Raw genomic sequence first — 16,284 nt, forward strand, 5'->3', positions numbered from 1 at the left:
AGAAAACCATGAGCCACTCCTCTACGCCCGATTTCCGGACAGAACAGCCCTTGACGCGATGGATATTAACCACCATCGCGCTGGCTTTTGTCTTCATATTTATTGCACTGCCCCTTTTCCTGATTTTCAGCGAAGCCATTTCCAAAGGATTTGAATTTTACCTGACGACGATCCAGCATAGTGATGCGATGGCCGCCATCTCATTAACATTGCTCACTGCCGCCATTGCCGTCCCCCTGAATGTGGTTTTTGGGGCCTGTGCGGCATGGGCGATTGCCCACTTCAACTTCCGTGGCAAAAGCTTTTTAATTACCCTCATCGACTTGCCTTTCTCGGTCTCACCGGTCGTGGCCGGTCTCATGTACCTGTTACTGTTTGGCAGCCAATCCACCCTGGGTACCTGGCTGATTGAGCATGATTTTAAAATAATTTTTGCCGTCCCCGGTATTGTGATTGCCACCACATTTGTGACCTTTCCCTTTGTGGCCCGTGAACTGATTCCCTTAATGCAGGCACAGGGCTCGGACGAGGAACATGCGGCCATGGTATTGGGCGCCAACGGTTTACAGGCTTTTCTGAAAGTCACCCTTCCCAAGATCAAGTGGGGACTGCTGTATGGCGTTATTTTGACCAATGCCCGTGCCATGGGTGAATTTGGTGCCGTCAGTGTTATTTCCGGTCATATTCGCGGCGCTACCAATACCATCCCACTTCATGTCGAGATTCTTTATAATGAATTCAATATCGCCGGGGCATTTGTATGTGCTTCCGTACTGGCTTTGCTGGCTATTGCCACCTTGGTTATCAAAACAATTATCGAGTGGCGACAAAATACACTGGTCGCGCGCTCCCTGGCACGCACAAAGTCTGCCAAAACCGCATTTGCCATGCCTGCCCGGCAGGTTGCAACCGCATCATAAACAGGAATTATCGTGAGTATAGAAGTTCAAAACATTTCAAAAAAGTTTGCCGGGTTTACGGCGCTTGACAACATCAACCTGGACATCAACAGCGGTGAACTGCTTGCCCTGCTGGGCCCTTCAGGTTGCGGTAAAACCACCCTGCTGCGCATCATTGCCGGTCTTGAAAAGGCCGATTCGGGCAAAATCATTTTTAACGGGCAAGACAGTACCGATACCCATGTCTCCAAACGCCAGATCGGTTTTGTTTTCCAGCATTATGCCCTGTTCCGGCACATGACCGTGTTCGACAACATCGCCTTTGGCCTGAATGTTAAGCCACGCAAAGAGCGTCCCTCTCCCGAAGCCATCCGGGAAAAAGTCATGGCTTTACTGAAAATGGTACAACTGGACTGGCTGGCCAATGCCTACCCGTCACAATTGTCTGGCGGCCAGCGCCAGCGTATTGCCCTGGCCCGCTCTTTGGCGGTAGAACCACAAGTATTATTGCTGGACGAACCCTTTGGTGCCCTGGATGCCAAGGTACGCAAAGACCTGCGCCGCTGGCTGCGCCAACTGCATGATGATATCAACCTGACCAGTATTTTCGTGACCCATGACCAGGAAGAAGCCCTGGAGGTATCCGACCGTGTGGTCGTGATGAATCACGGCAAGATTGAACAGGTAGGCAGCCCCGATGAGATTTATGACACTCCGGCCAGCCCGTTTGTGACCCAGTTCCTGGGCGACGTGAACCTTTTCCACGGCCGAATCCAGGACAAGCATTTCACCAGCGGAGACTTCCGTCATGAAATCAGCCAGCACAGCGCACATTTTACCGGGACCGAAGCCATTGCCTACATCCGCCCGCACGACATTGAAATCAGCCTTGATGCTGCCAATGCCCTGGGTCATGGCCAAATAGAACATATCCACTCCATTGGCCCGATTGTCCGCGTTGAAATTGCCCGCGACGGCCGGGACGAGAATATTGAAGTGGTCCTCACCAAAGAACGCTACCGTAGCCTGGGCTTAATGCCGGGTGATAATGTGTATGTGAAAGCCAGGAAAGTGGCTGTGTTTGACCCGGCCAGTGTTTGAGTGATTCAGATTCCCATACTCAAGGTGTGAGAGTCTGGACACAAATACGAAAATGGACAAAGGTTCCCACGCAGGAGCATGGGAACCAGTACAGCCTGGGCTTAATGCCGGGCGATAATGTGTATGTGAAAGCCAGGAAAGTGGCTGTGTTTAAGACTCGTCCCCATGCTCCTGCGTGGGGACGCCTACAGCTTAATTAATAATACCCGCCGCCACCGTGTTATTGCTGGCTTCATCAATTAGGATAAACGAACCCATAATCTGGTTTTGTGCGTAAGCATCCACCACCAGCGGTTTTTGCAAAGACAGGCCCACCTTGCCAATATCATTCAAGCCCAGCTGTTCTTTGTCAGCCGTGTCCAGCAGGGTTTGTACATCCAGCACATGATGGATCTGGTTAACACGTACCGGCACGGTGGCTGAGGTATGTTTCAGCAGATACTTTCTTTTCAGGTTCAAGGGGAATTCATCAAACCAGCAGATATTGGCAGACAGCGTATTGCTAGAATCAACCTCGGCCTGTGCATCCACCAGCATGTCGCCACGGGAAATATCAATATCCACATCAAGGCGGATGGTAACCGTACCATCTTTCAATGCCTGTTGCACGTTACCGTCGGGGGTGATAATTTCTGTGACAGTTGCTGTCTGGTTGGCGGGCAATACCCTGATCTGCTGGCCCACATACACGCTGCCCTGGGCTACCTTGCCCATATAACCTCTGAAGTCATCCGCCTGTGAGCCATCCTGGCGAATCACCAGTTGCACCGGCAGGCGCAGGGCCTCAGGCGTATTCAGCTCATCTTCCTCCCCATTATCCAGCGACTCCAGAATAGATAACAATGGCTCACCATCATACCAAGGGGTTTGCGCGCTCTTGAAAACGATATTGTCGCCCCCCAGGGCCGATACGGGAATGAAGTGAATCTGGCTTGCATCCAGCCCAAGCTGCTGAGCCAATGCCAGATAAGCGGTTTTTACCTGATTGAAGCGCCCTTCATCAAACCCCACCAAGTCCATTTTATTGACTGCCACCAATACGTGACGGATACCCAGCAGTTTAATCAAGGCAGTATGACGCTTGGTTTGCGCCAGCAATTCAAACTCACCATTTTCTTTAATGGCCCGCACAATATCAATTAACACAATCGCGGCATCGGCGGTAGAAGCGCCTGTCACCATATTACGGGTGTACTGTTCATGCCCGGGGGTATCCGCAATAATGAACTTGCGGTTTGCTGTTGAAAAATAACGGTAAGCGACGTCAATCGTAATGCCCTGCTCACGTTCAGCCTCCAGGCCGTCAGTCAGCAAAGAAAAATCAATCTGTTCGCCGGCTGTTCTTTTATGGCGGGCTTTCTGGATCGCTTGCAACTGGTCTGTCAGTACCGATTTGCTGTCATATAACAAACGGCCAATCAGTGTGCTTTTACCATCATCCACCGAGCCAGCGGTAATGAAACGCAACAAGCCCCGGGTATTTGTTCTTTCTGTCATATCTTTCTCACTATCCAATCTTTATCAGAAGTAACCTTCTTTTTTGCGTTTTTCCATTGACGCTTCACTGGTCTGGTCATCCATGCGAGTGGCACCGCGCTCGGTAATTTCCGTAATCGCGGTTTCCTCGATAATGGCTTGCGGTGAAGCCGCTGTACTTAAGACCGGGCAGGTGCAACTGATATCGCCCACGGTACGGAAGCGTACGGTCAGCACTTCGCTTTGCTCATCGTCTTTTTTAGGCGTTAAGGACGTTACCGGCACCAGCAAATTATTACGACGCACCACTTCACGCTCATGGGCATAGTAAATGGAAGGCAGGCTCAAGTTTTCCTGTTCAATGTATTGCCAGATATCCAGCTCGGTCCAGTTTGAAATCGGGAAAACGCGGATTTGCTCACCGGGATGAATCCGGGCGTTATACAAGTCCCACAACTCAGGGCGCTGGTTCTTCGGATCCCACTGACCAAACTCGTCACGGAAAGAAAAAATACGCTCTTTGGCACGCGCTTTTTCTTCATCGCGGCGGGCACCCCCCATCAAGGCATCAAAGCCGTTTTCCTCCACGGTTTCCAGCAAGGTCACGGCCTGTGCGGCATTACGCGAATCATTCTCACGGCGCAAGCGTACGGTACCCTTGCGAATGGAGTCTTCCACATGCCCCACCACCAGGTTCAAACCATATTTTTTAACCAGCTCATCGCGAAAGGCGATCACTTCAGGGTAATTATGTCCGGTATCAATATGCACCAGCGGGAATGGCAGGTTCAGCTTGCGATTTCCCAGCCGGAATGCCTTCATGGCCAGATGCAACAAGACCACGGAATCCTTACCGCCCGAAAACAGCAAAGCCGGTGAACGGCACTCGGCCACCACCTCACGAATAATATAAATCGATTCGGTTTCCAGCCGTTTCAGATGTTCGGTATGCAATTGTGCTTTCTCAAAATGCACGGTCTCAGTTATGCTATTCATTACTCATCCTGGTGTTCTTAAAATTTCCATGGTTACTGCTTACGCTGTGGGGGCCGGGCTGACGTGCAGGCCACATTCCTTGCTGTCCCGCGATTCCCACCACCAGCGTCCGGCACGAGGGTCTTCACCGGCACGAACCGCCTTGGTACAGGGTTCACAGCCAATACTCGGGTAACCCTTGTCGTGCAACACATTAACCGGCAAATCGTAAAAATCGACATAAGCCCAAAGCTCTGCCTCTGTCCAGTCAAACAAGGGGTTATATTTAAGGATATTTCTGGCCGTATCCTGCTCTTGCAAAGCAAGCTCAGTGCGAGTTACCGATTGCTCACGGCGTTGTCCCGTAATCCAGGCATCAGCCTGTGCCAGTGCCTGGTCAAGCGGAACGATTTTTCTTATCTGACAGCATTTTTTACGGGCTTCAAGACTATCGTAAAACCCGTTAAGGCCATAAGTATTCACATATTCGGCCAGCGCCCCGGTTTCAGGACGGTACAGTTTGATTTCATAGCCATAACGCTGTTTTACCTGCTCAAGCAAAGCCAGGGTTTCCTGGTGCAGACGTCCGGTTTCCAGCGTAAAAATATCAATGCCCTGATTCACGGTATTTTTCAGGTCTGTCAAAATAATATCGGCCAACACCTGGTCTTCTGCCGATAAACTGGAAGCCAACCTCACGCGGGAATGACTGCCGGCAATGAAACGAAGCCGCTCTGTCAGCACCGCCCTTTTATCCTGTAATAATGTAGCGCTGACACGACCTTTGGGGGGTGACCATAACAGAGGCTGCTCAAACCCTCCTGCAAAATCACTGACTGTTTGTAAAGACATGGTTAACCTAAATTTAAAAACCAAACCTCTTGCATATTGCAATTTATATTCTGGTTCGGTATAACAAATCAGGTTTTTATAATATAGAGTTAGCGCTCGAACGCAAACTAACTAATACTTCTTTGCATATTCAAACAGGCTATATCCATGGCATTTTCATGAAGCCTGAAATAATCAGGCCAAAATCAAATAAAAGAATAGACTAACGTGATGCCAGGATCATTCTGGCTCCTTTTTCGGCAATCATCATGACAGGTGCATTGGTATTGCCCGATGTAATCCGGGGCATGATAGAGGCATCAATCACCCTCAATCCGCTCAGACCCTTAACCCTGAGTTCCGGATCCACCACGGCTTTATCATCGACCCCCATACGACATGTTCCTACCGGATGAAAAATGGTGGTGCCAATTTCACTGGCAGCCCTGACCAGATCTTCTTCTGTTTGATAGATGGTGCCCGGTTTATATTCGATGGGATCATATTTTGCCAGAGCATCCTGAAACACTATTCTTCGGGTCAGTTTCAGACTATGCACGGCGATCCGTATATCTTCATCGGTACTTAAGTAGTTGCATATGATATCGGGCTTGTCGTGACAGGCAGGTGAAACGATATTCACCTCACCCCGGCTGGTAGGCCTTAAATTGCACACCGAAGCCGTAAAGGCAGAAAAAGTATGCAAAGGCTCGCCAAACTTTTCCAGGGACAGGGGTTGCACATGGTATTCAAGATTGGCACTGCCCTGCTCATCAGAGGAGCGGGCAAAAACCCCCAATTGGGAAGGCGCCATGGTTAAAGGCCCCTTGCGGAACAAAGCATATTGCAGGCCCATCCAGGCCTTTTGCAGGGGGGATTGCATCATTTTATTCAGCGTCTTTACCCCAGACACTTTATAAATCATGCGCAATTGCAAATGGTCCTGAAGGTTTTTACCAACCCCCGGAGCATGATGCACGACCGGAATCTGCAGTTTATTCAGGTAAGAAGCCGGGCCAACCCCCGAGCGTTGCAATATTTGCACTGAACCAATGGCACCGGCTGACAAGACCAGTTCTGCCGCTGCGTTGGCCTGATACAGTTTGCCATTAATATAATACTGAATACCCCGTGCCCGCTTACCCTCAAAGACGATACGATCACAGATGGCATGCGTAAGAACCGTCAGGTTTTTCCGCGACTTGACCGGATGCAGAAAAGCCTTTGCCGCACTGAAACGCAAGCCTTTTTTTTGAGTCACCTCAAAATAAGCACTGCCTTCATTATCACCACGATTGAAATCATCAATGGGTGCAATACCGGCCTGGGCAGCAGCAGCCCTGAAGGCATCCAGGATGTCCCAACGCAGGCGTTGGCTTTCCACCCGCAATTCCCCATTGGCACCATGCCAGTCATTACTGCCTAAATGATGGTTTTCAAACGCTTTGAACAAAGGCAGCACATCATCCCAGGCCCAGCCGGCATTACCCAGACTGGCCCAATAGTCGTAATCCTGCTTTTGTCCGCGCATATAAATCATGCCATTAATGGCCGAACTGCCCCCCAGCACCCGCCCACGTGGGTAAGCAATACTGCGATCATGCAGTCCCGCATCAGCTCTTGTATTAAAACACCAGTCGGCTCGCGGATTGCCGATACAATACAAGTATCCCACCGGAATATGCAGCCAATGCCAGGAATCCGATCCTCCCGCTTCTAACAATAAAACCCTGTTTTCGGGGTTTGCAGATAAACGGTTGGCAAGCAGGCACCCGGCCGAACCAGCCCCTACGATAATGTAATCAAACTCTCCAAATAAAACCGGTTTCTGATTTTGCATATCCGCCTCTGAGACGCTGTTTTTTACTTCAAAGAAAGCGAAACCAGCATAGAACTTTACAATTTTTGACACAACAAGGGCAAACACCTATCCATCATCACCGGCAACATGATTACGAGAACACCTGATTGCGAATTTCTCCCCGCACAAAAGAATTAATGTTATTAATCAACTGGTCAGCCAATGCCTGGATGGCTTCTTCACTGGCCCATGCCACATGTGGTGTCAAAATAAAATTGGGATAATCCATCAATGCCATAAACGGATGTGAATCGGGCATGGGTTCAGTGGTCACCACATCAAATGCCGCACCACCAATCTTCCCGTCTTTAATAGCCCGCACCAGTGCCTCCTCATCAACCAGACCGCCTCTGGCGGTATTCACCAGCAAGGCAGAGGGTTTCATTCTGTCAAACTCAGGGTCTGAAATCATATTCCGGGTCTCTGGTGTCAATGGCAGATGCAGGCTCAGAATGTCTGACGTTTCAAGTACTTCATCAAAAGGGCGATAGTTCTCATCACGTGGTGCCTGCCCTTTACGTGAGGCAAAAACGGTTTTCATGCCCAAGCCCCTGGCCAGACTGGCCAGGGAGGAGCCTAAGGCCCCCGAACCCAAAATACCCAGGGTACTATTGGCCAAGTCCTTGATAGGATAATCAAAATAACAAAACTGACCGCTTTGTTGCCAACGTCCGGCCTTGACAGAAGCATGATAGGGAATAAGACTTCTGCGCAAGGCAAAAATAAGCGCCAAAACATGCTCTGGCACACTATTGACCGCATAATTTCGAATATTGCTGACCACACACCCCTTGACTTCACAGGCTCTAAGATCGACGACATTCGTGCCGGTTGCAGAAATCGCAATCAGTTTCAGGCTGGCCGCACGAGACAGGCTGTCATTATCAATCATGACCTTGTTGGTAATCACAATGTCGGCATTTTCAATACGTTCGGCCACCAGATGGGGCTGCGTATTGTCATGCATATCCACCCTACACTCAAAAGCAAAGGGTTTTAACCGGATAAAATCCGGAATGGTGGCTCGATCCAGAAATACAATATGGGGAACACGACTCATGATAATAATCCACAACACTAAAACCATTCACTATATCATCAGCCTTATTTAGCTAAAATAGGGTCAATACCAACCATCTCCAAGAATGATTGTTTTATGTCCTCCCCCCTTTCCCTTCGTGAAAGTGCCCTTCAGGCGCTGATCATTTCAGATCCTGATGAAAAAATTGCGGCTGTCCAAAAAATTTCATTTGATACCCTCCTTCACACACAGGTAATAACACCACCAAGCCAGACTATTCCGGGCCGCCCCTTGCGCCCCGAATTGGTTCCGCCACAAAAAGTCACCTATCGTTCCGTGCATAGTGAACAGGGCAAAGCGGCACTTATTCATGCGATTGCCCACATCGAATTCAATGCCATTAATCTGGCGCTGGATATTATCTGGCGTTTTGCCGATTTGCCTGATGATTTTTACCGCGACTGGCTGCGGGTTGCCAAGGAAGAAGCCTATCATTTCTCGCTGGTTCGGGATCATTTACGCAATCTGGGGTACGAGTACGGTGATTTCACGGCTCATAACGGTTTATGGGAAATATGTGAAAAAACCGCCAACGATCTCATGGCCCGGCTTGCCCTGGTTCCCAGAACCCTTGAGGCACGTGGCCTGGATGTTTCACCGGTCATACAAAACAAGCTGGCCAGCATCAATGACCACGAAGGCGTCAAAATCCTGGATATTATTTTGCGTGATGAAGTGGGACATGTGGAATTAGGCAACAAATGGTATCTTTACATGTGCCAGCAAACCGGAAAAGACCCCATTGCCACTTATGCCAACATGGTACACACTTACCATGTGGCAAAACCCAAAGGCCCCCTTAACGTAAAGGCCAGAAAACAGGCGGGCTTTACCGATGAAGAACTGGCCTGGCTCAGCTCGGATTAATCGTTTCATACACAGGAATAACCATGGAAATACTTATTTTAGGTGCAGGTGTAATCGGTTTGACAACAGCATACTACCTTACTGAACAAGGTCATAAAGTAAGTATTCTTGATAAAAACCCCGATGTCGGTCTTGAAACCAGCTATGCCAACGGTGCCCAGCTTTCTTACAGCTATGTTGCCCCGCTGGCGGGTCCGGGCATCATTGGCAAAGTCCCCAAATGGCTGCTTGACCCCAACTCTCCATTGCGCTTCCGGCCCAGCCTGGATCCGGCCGATATCTGCTGGAACCTGCGCTTCATGAAAGCCTGCAACGCCACCCAAAGTGATAAAACCACCCGTGAGCTGCTGCAACTTTCCTTTCTTAGTCGTGATCTGTTGCATCAGTTAATGCAAACCGAAAAACTGGACATGGATTTTCAGGCTTCAGGCAAAATGGTGCTGCACCGCAGTAAAGAATCCTTCAACAGCGCAGTCCAATTGCTTGATTTCCAACGCCAGCTGGGTTGCGAACAATTTGCCCTGAACACCGATGAATGCATCGAAAAAGAGCCTTCTCTTGCCCCCTTAAAAAACCTGATTACCGGTGGCATTTATACCCCCAGTGAAGAGGCCGCCGATTGCTTTAAATTTTGCCAAAGCCTGAAAACGGTGTTATTAAGCCGGGGGGTTGAATTTATTTTCAACCAGGAAATTGCCCTTTTGCAAAAAAACGCTTCATCACACGTCAGCGTCATGCTTAAAAACCGGCAAACGCTTTCAGCCGATCATATCGTGGTGGCACTCGGTTGCGAAAGTACCGCCTTGCTTAAACCCCTTCATATAGATGTGCCTGTACGCCCGCTTAAAGGCTACAGTCTTACCCTGCCTATCCAGAACGATAGCCAGGCACCGCGTATCAACATTACCGATTTTGAACGTAAGGTGGTTTATGCCCGTATTGGCAAACGCCTGCGTATTGCAGGCATGGCTGACCTGGTTGGCATGAATAAAAATATTGATCCCAGCCGCATTAAAACCCTGATCAACGAAGCCAGGGCAGTTTTCCCCGAGGCCGGCAATTACGCCCAGGCAGAACAATGGGCCGGCTTACGTCCCGCCACCCCCAAGGGCAAACCCATTATTGATGGCACCCAATACAAAAACCTGTGGCTGAATATTGGCCAGGGTGCACTGGGCTTTACCCTGGCGACCGGCTCGGGCAAATTGCTGGCAGAGAAAATCAGCGAAAAAACGCCTTCGATTCCCGAGGCAATGTTCAATCTGAGCAATGCGTAATCTGGCCAAGATCCTCCAATATCGGGCAATTGGGACGCTGGTCACCCGAGCAATGCCGATTCAGGTGCTGCAAGGTATCCACCATGGCCTGTAATTGCCGAATCTTGGTCTGCAATGCCTTTATATGCTGCTGGGTTATTTGCTTGACATCGGCACTGGCACGCCTCTGGTCATTCCACAAGGCCAGCAACTCCTGGATCTGTGCAATTGAAAACCCCAGATCCCGTGAGCGGCGTATAAAATGCAAGGCATGCAAATCTTTTTCCGCATATTGCCGGTAGCCCGAATCACTACGATGGACCGGATGGATTAAACCAATATCCTCGTAATAACGGATCATTTTTGCCGAGATGCCTGTTTGCCTGGCTGCTTCTCCAATATTCATGGACGTTTTCCTGCCGGGTTATTTCACCGAGAACCTGCGTAATCTTAATGCATTACTCACAACAAATACACTGGACAAGGCCATGGCAGCCGCAGCAAACACCGGTGACAGCCCCAGGCCATAGGCCGGATACAGCACACCAGCGGCAATAGGAATAAGCGCCACATTGTAGGAAAATGCCCAGAACAGATTCTGGTAAATGTTCCTGAACGTTGCCTTTGACAATGAAACCGCATGTGCCACATTCTGGATGTTTTTGCCCATGAGCACGACATCGGCAGATTCAATGGCAATGTCCGTACCGGTACCAATGGCCACACCCACATCGGCGTTGGCCAGAGCCGGTGCATCATTAATGCCATCCCCCACAAAAACCAAGGTGCCCATTTCCTGTTTAATCTGATTTACATATTTGACTTTATCATCCGGCAAGGCCTGGGCATACACCTTATCAATCTTCAACTGACGGGCAATGGCCTGTGCTGTTTGCGTGTTATCGCCTGTTAACATCACGGTTTTAATATTCATATTGTGCAAATGTGCGATGACACTTGCCGCATCTTTTTTAACGGTATCGGCAATCACGAACAGGCCGACTGCCCGGGTATTGACCGCCACAAAAATGGGTGTTTTGCCGGCATGTGAAAACTCCGTGCCTTTTTCAGCCAGATCCCTTATATCCACCCCCTGGCTGGCCAGGAATGTTTCCGATCCAATCAAGTAAGCATCATGACCAATACGGGCCTGAATGCCGGCCCCCAGAATATTGCGAAAGTCATCCACCTGTGGTAAATGCAGCGCCTGTTCTTGTGACGCTTTCACAATCGCCAGGGCAATCGGGTGTTCGGATTGCTGCTCAATAGCGGCGACATGAGCCAATAGCTGTGCCTGCTCAAAACCCTCCACCACATATAAATCGGTCAATTCGGGACAGCCATGCGTCAAAGTACCCGTTTTATCAAATACGACCACTTTGGTGTCTTTTAATAGCTGCAGGGCACTGGCTTTGCGAAACAGGATATTCAGCTGTGCCGCACGACCTGTTGCCACCATAATGGAAACCGGCACGGCCAGACCCATGGCGCATGGGCATGCAATAATCAACACAGCTACAGTAGCAGTCAAGGCATGCGGCAGCAAAGGTTCAGGGCCCCAAATCATCCAGGCCATAAACGTGAAGACGGCCACCAGCAGCACCGCCGGCACAAAGCGGCTGGTTACCACATCCAGAATATTTTGGATCGGCAATTTATCGGCCTGGGCCTGCTGCACCATCCTGATGATATTGGCCAAGACCGTGTTTTCACCCACCTGCTCCACTTTGACTGTTAAGCTGCCATTGGTGCTGACCGTGCTGCCCACCACTTTATCACCGCTTGTCTTGCTAACCGGCAAGGGTTCACCGGTCATCATGGATTCATTAATATGCGCCTGGCCACTGATCACGACCCCATCGGCCGGCACGGTTTCCCCAGGCCGGACCAGCACCGTATCGTTCACCTTTAATTCGTCCAGCGGGATATCGCGCACCTGGCCGTTTTCGATCAGGTGCGCTGTTTTAGCCTGTAAACCAATCAGACGGGCAATCGCCTGACCGGTTTGTCCCTTGCTGCGGGCTTCCAGGTAACGGCCCAACAAGATCAGGGTGCTAACCACTGCAGCCGCCTCAAAATACACAAAACGGGAATTTTCAGGGATCAACCCGGGCATGACCGTCACAATGGCTGAATAAACATACGCACTACCGGCACCAATGGCCACCAGGGCATTCATGTCCGGCGATTTTTGCATGAAGCTTTTTACCCCTAGTGTAAAAAAGCGCCGCCCAGGAAAAGCCAGTACAATCGTGGTCAGAACCCATTGAATGATCCAGCTGGTTTGCATGGGCAGAAAAGCATGCAACCAATGATGAAAACCGGGAATGACATGCCCGCCCATTTCAAGAATAAAGACAGGAATCGTAAAAACAGCTGCGACCATCAAGTCCCGTTTCAGGTCTGCAATCTCACGTTGACGATGTTCCATTTGCTCCTGGGTCTGCTTGTCTGCCCGTTCAACAAGCGCGGCTTCGTAACCGGCCTTGCCAATAACGGCGATAATCTGCCCGGCCTGGACCGCGGGATTGCTCAATTCAACATGGGCGGTTTCCGAGGCCAGGTTAACATTAACTTTCTCAACACCCTCGATTTTGGCAATCGATCTTTCAACTCGCCTTACACAAGAGGCGCACGTCATGCCATGAACCACGAACTCGTAATGGGGAGAAACATCTAAGAACTTTGAATTTGTCATGATAATCACAAAAATAAAGGATAATCCATATTAACTGATTTATTATCAACCATCACACTATGGGAAGGTCAAGCTGTTTTGCGCCCGACTCATACGGAGAAACTGTTAATGCTGCAAAAATTTTTGCTACCGGTGATTGTATTTATCATCGTGCTCATCGGCCTGACCTTCGGAGAAGGTGTGTTTACAGCCCTGGCACAATGGTTAAGTCAAATTACCGGTATCGTTATTTATAATTTCCAGGATCTTTACTGGACAATTTCACTTTATGTTTCGAGACATCCGGTGAAAATTGTGGTTGCCATTGTCATTACCGCCATTGTTTGTATCTGGATTTACAAAAACAAGGGTGAGGAAATGAACAACCAGGCCAACTCACGAAAAATAGGCATTTTTCTGGCTGTTTTTCTGGGCTGGCTGGGTGCGCACCGTTTCTATGCCGGTCATATAGGTATGGGTTTGTTGTACCTGCTACTCAGTTTTATTTGGCTGCCATTATCGGTATTTCTGGGCCTGATTGATGCTGTCAGATACATTTTCATGAATGATGAAGAATACAAAGCCAATATTAAGGCATAATCTTAACTATCCTTAATCCATTATTACAACCGGGCACAAGCCCGGTTTTTCATACCATGCAATTAAATATCAAAGACCTGGTGATTGACACTTCCACCATTGACAGCAAAAAGCTGCTGAAAGCCTGGGAATGGCTCATTCCTTTTGAAACGGAAATCATCATGATTACCCAAACCGGTGATGCATTCCTGATCGAAAAAGATAACGGTGCCATCCTTTTCCTGGATACCCTGGACGGCGAACTTGAAGTACTGGCCGACTCCCTTGAGTCCTTCCAGCAGTTACTCGAAGATGAAGCCTTTGTGATTGATTATTTTTCCTGTGAACTGATCGCCCCATTATTGCATCATCAATTGCCACCGAATACCGTTTACGGCCTCAAAACACCACCGGTACTGGGCGGCCAATACCACAGCGACAATCTGGAAATATTTGATGTTGAACATCACTTTTCAGACATGGGTATGCTATGGGAGGAAATTGGCAAGATAGACATGGATGAAGAAGGTACTGAAAACCGTGAAGAATAACCATCTTCATACGCTTTTTTGATCCAATGCCTGCCAGGCTTTTGCCTGGCCCCCTCTTATAGCAATGAAGGGCTGATATCCCGTTGATAGCGCAGGAATCTTCCCGAATAGGATTCGGGCACATTATCAATCTTAAAAGCGTAAGGACGGTGGATTTTTTTATCTTCCGCCAATTCAAAGCCATACGCTGACATTTCTCTTGTGAAGCGGTTTCTATACCCCCTGTTTGGATCCATCACCCAAACTTCCGAGCAGGCCTGCGCATGCTCATGGATATATTTCGCCACCTGCCCCGGACTGCTGGGCTCATAAAGCAAATCACTACCCATGATCAGGTCATAGCGGCCAGATAACACCGGCGCGCCCGTATCTGCCAAAGAAACCGGCCTATTAGGGCCCCACTGGCCATAACGGTAGTTGATGGGCGGTAAATCATTGTTTTTAAGATTTTTATATAAAAAATGCTTTGCCAATGGATGCCGGTCACTCGCGGTTACATTTCGACCCAAGCGATGAGCCGTCATGCTGGCCAGCCCCAAACCGCACCCTATTTCCAAAATACGCTGTTCAGGGTCTATCGGCTCTTTAGTCACTTTAATGGCCAGCTGCAAACCTGAGGGCCATAACATGCCAAACAGTGGCCAGGCGGCTGAACAAATTCCCAAACGCTGGGCAGCCCCATTGGGATCGTAATATTGCTGTTTATCCAATAAAGTGAAAATTTCCAAGGGTGCTTGCCCTGGAATATGAATAGTACGTAATTTGGTTTTATATGGTATGGATGTAAGCATAGCCCCCTGCAATTCAATATACACATTGGTTACTATACCCCATATTTTCATAAATAAATCTTATTTAGCAAAAACCAAAAAGATAGCCGCAATTTAATGGATTTTTTCGGATATTTAATTAAAAATAAATGCAATTTAACGGATTTTTAATTAAAATGGTTTTTCTTATTCCCTATATCAAAGGCCTGTAATGAGATGGAAAACAAATTAAAACCAAAAAGATTGAAGAGCTCCCCAAATCATTTGCAAGCTTAACAATACCATTGTTACCCTGAAACCCAATCGGAAGATTTTATCGGGTAAATTATCAAGTAAACGGGTACCCATATAGGTTCCCACCAAACCACTGACAATCATGGCAATAAGCATGGGCACCCATTGGGCGAATGCGAAGCCCAAGGCACCAAAGGCCAAAATTTTCAGTCCATGCTGAAAAACCATGCAAGTCGCATGTGTTGCCACCAAAGGCTGTTTAATATATCCCTTGGAGGCGATCAAGGCCGCCACCATAGGCCCTGCAGCGCCAACAATCATGGCAGCAAAACTGGTTAATGCTCCCCCCAGAATAAAATATGTTTTGCTAATAGATGAAGCCTGTTTAATTTTGGCACCAAAAACAGACCATAAAATAAAAGCCGCTAATAAGAGTTTGGCAAAGGTATCCGGAATATACATGACAACCGGCCCACCCATTGCCACGCCAACGATACTGCCAACCACAAACCATAAGACCAATGGCCAGACAATATATTTGAACTGAATAACGGTTCGTCCCAGGTTTGAACCCAATTGCACAATAGCATGAACTGGAAGCACACTAGCCACTGGCATACCAGTCCCCATCAAGGCCAATAAGGCAACCCCACCGCCAAGTCCCATGGCTGCTGTTAAAGCAGATGTTAAAAAACTGGCAAAAATCAGTACAATTGCAAAAGTTCTGCTTATTTCTTCAGGTAAAAACAGCCATTCAAACATTTATTTTCACCCTTTTAGCAAGTTTGACCGGCAATAAAAAAACCCCTTCAGTAGTGCTGAAGGGGTTTTTCGTAATAAAGAGCCTGACGATGACCTACTTTCACGGATGTCCATCCACTATCATCGGCGCGAAGGCGTTTCACTGTCCTGTTCGGGAAGGGAAGGAGTGGGTCCACCTTGCTATGGTCGTCAAGCGTAAGCTGGTATGGCTTACTGCTGTGTATGCAGTTAGCAATTTGGAAGAAGCACAAGTCAGGTAATTGTGGGGGATTTGCGATGCGTTGTTGGTGTTGGGATTGACGTGGCCATGATGGGTTTCATGAACACGATTTGATGTTTGAACGACACTTGAAACGCTATGTTC

At 48.7% G+C, this 16,284-nt stretch carries 15 protein-coding genes and 1 rRNA gene; 6 read left to right on the plus strand and 10 right to left on the minus strand.

The window, feature by feature from the left end; genetic code table 11:
• Positions 1-8: 8 nt before the first annotated feature.
• Positions 9-920, plus strand: coding sequence for a sulfate ABC transporter permease subunit CysW (cysW, locus tag HCX92_RS10905; protein WP_169294990.1), 912 nt, complete (start codon positions 9-11; stop codon positions 918-920).
• 12 nt (positions 921-932) lie between these two features.
• Complete coding sequence (locus HCX92_RS10910) at positions 933-2,000, plus strand: sulfate ABC transporter ATP-binding protein (protein WP_169294991.1); 1,068 nt, start codon at positions 933-935, stop codon at positions 1,998-2,000.
• A 192-nt stretch (positions 2,001-2,192) separates the two neighbouring features.
• On the opposite strand, the gene HCX92_RS10915 is transcribed toward HCX92_RS10910, so the two are convergent.
• The 5 genes from HCX92_RS10915 to HCX92_RS10935 form a co-directional block, all read right to left on the minus strand.
• A complete protein-coding gene (locus HCX92_RS10915; protein WP_169294992.1) occupies positions 2,193-3,497 on the minus strand; it encodes a sulfate adenylyltransferase subunit 1 in 1,305 nt (434 codons plus the stop codon).
• Positions 3,498-3,521: 24 nt separating this feature from the next.
• Complete coding sequence (gene cysD / locus HCX92_RS10920; RefSeq protein ID WP_169294993.1) at positions 3,522-4,472, minus strand: sulfate adenylyltransferase subunit CysD; 951 nt, start codon at positions 4,470-4,472, stop codon at positions 3,522-3,524.
• A gap of 39 nt (positions 4,473-4,511) precedes the next feature.
• Entirely contained in the window at positions 4,512-5,303 is a 792-nt protein-coding gene (locus tag HCX92_RS10925) for a phosphoadenylyl-sulfate reductase (protein ID WP_169294994.1), read from the minus strand.
• Between the two features lie 202 nt (positions 5,304-5,505).
• Positions 5,506-7,122 (minus strand): GMC family oxidoreductase, encoded by a 1,617-nt coding sequence (locus tag HCX92_RS10930; RefSeq protein WP_169294995.1) that lies wholly within the window; start codon positions 7,120-7,122, stop codon positions 5,506-5,508.
• Between the two features lie 112 nt (positions 7,123-7,234).
• A complete protein-coding gene (locus tag HCX92_RS10935; RefSeq protein WP_169294996.1) occupies positions 7,235-8,203 on the minus strand; it encodes a D-2-hydroxyacid dehydrogenase in 969 nt (322 codons plus the stop codon).
• A gap of 96 nt (positions 8,204-8,299) precedes the next feature.
• Here HCX92_RS10935 and HCX92_RS10940 point away from each other — a divergent pair, with 96 nt between their 5' ends.
• Both HCX92_RS10940 and HCX92_RS10945 read left to right on the plus strand, forming a co-directional pair.
• Positions 8,300-9,091 carry a ferritin-like domain-containing protein gene (locus HCX92_RS10940; protein ID WP_169294997.1) on the plus strand — a complete coding sequence of 264 codons (792 nt, stop codon included), beginning with the start codon at positions 8,300-8,302 and terminating at the stop codon, positions 9,089-9,091.
• 23 nt (positions 9,092-9,114) lie between these two features.
• Positions 9,115-10,368, plus strand: coding sequence for a D-amino acid dehydrogenase (locus HCX92_RS10945; protein WP_169294998.1), 1,254 nt, complete (start codon positions 9,115-9,117; stop codon positions 10,366-10,368).
• On the opposite strand, the gene cueR is transcribed toward HCX92_RS10945, so the two are convergent.
• Both cueR and HCX92_RS10955 read right to left on the minus strand, forming a co-directional pair.
• Positions 10,349-10,753 (minus strand): Cu(I)-responsive transcriptional regulator, encoded by a 405-nt coding sequence (gene cueR, locus HCX92_RS10950; protein WP_169294999.1) that lies wholly within the window; start codon positions 10,751-10,753, stop codon positions 10,349-10,351. The genes HCX92_RS10945 and cueR overlap by 20 nt on opposite strands.
• Before the next feature lie 18 nt (positions 10,754-10,771).
• A complete protein-coding gene (locus HCX92_RS10955) occupies positions 10,772-13,045 on the minus strand; it encodes a heavy metal translocating P-type ATPase (RefSeq protein WP_169295000.1) in 2,274 nt (757 codons plus the stop codon).
• 108 nt (positions 13,046-13,153) lie between these two features.
• Here HCX92_RS10955 and HCX92_RS10960 point away from each other — a divergent pair, with 108 nt between their 5' ends.
• Together HCX92_RS10960 and HCX92_RS10965 are read left to right on the plus strand one after the other, a co-directional pair.
• A complete protein-coding gene (locus tag HCX92_RS10960; RefSeq protein WP_169295001.1) occupies positions 13,154-13,624 on the plus strand; it encodes a TM2 domain-containing protein in 471 nt (156 codons plus the stop codon).
• Positions 13,625-13,680: 56 nt separating this feature from the next.
• Positions 13,681-14,154, plus strand: coding sequence for a T6SS immunity protein Tdi1 domain-containing protein (locus HCX92_RS10965; protein ID WP_169295002.1), 474 nt, complete (start codon positions 13,681-13,683; stop codon positions 14,152-14,154).
• Between the two features lie 56 nt (positions 14,155-14,210).
• Here the strand turns inward: HCX92_RS10965 and HCX92_RS10970 are convergent, their stop codons facing one another.
• The 3 genes from HCX92_RS10970 to rrf all read right to left on the minus strand — a co-directional run bounded on the left by HCX92_RS10970 (position 14,211) and on the right by rrf (position 16,114).
• Positions 14,211-14,864, minus strand: coding sequence for a methyltransferase (locus tag HCX92_RS10970; RefSeq protein WP_246587423.1), 654 nt, complete (start codon positions 14,862-14,864; stop codon positions 14,211-14,213).
• Positions 14,865-15,152: 288 nt separating this feature from the next.
• Positions 15,153-15,920, minus strand: a complete 768-nt coding sequence (locus HCX92_RS10975) for a sulfite exporter TauE/SafE family protein (protein WP_169295003.1) — start codon at positions 15,918-15,920, stop codon at positions 15,153-15,155.
• Positions 15,921-16,001: 81 nt separating this feature from the next.
• A 5S ribosomal RNA gene (gene rrf, locus HCX92_RS10980) occupies positions 16,002-16,114 on the minus strand.
• Positions 16,115-16,284 lie beyond the last annotated feature (170 nt).

This window comes from Advenella sp. EE-W14, from assembly GCF_012923605.1.
In the GTDB taxonomy this organism is placed as follows: domain Bacteria; phylum Pseudomonadota; class Gammaproteobacteria; order Burkholderiales; family Burkholderiaceae_B; genus Advenella; species Advenella alkanexedens.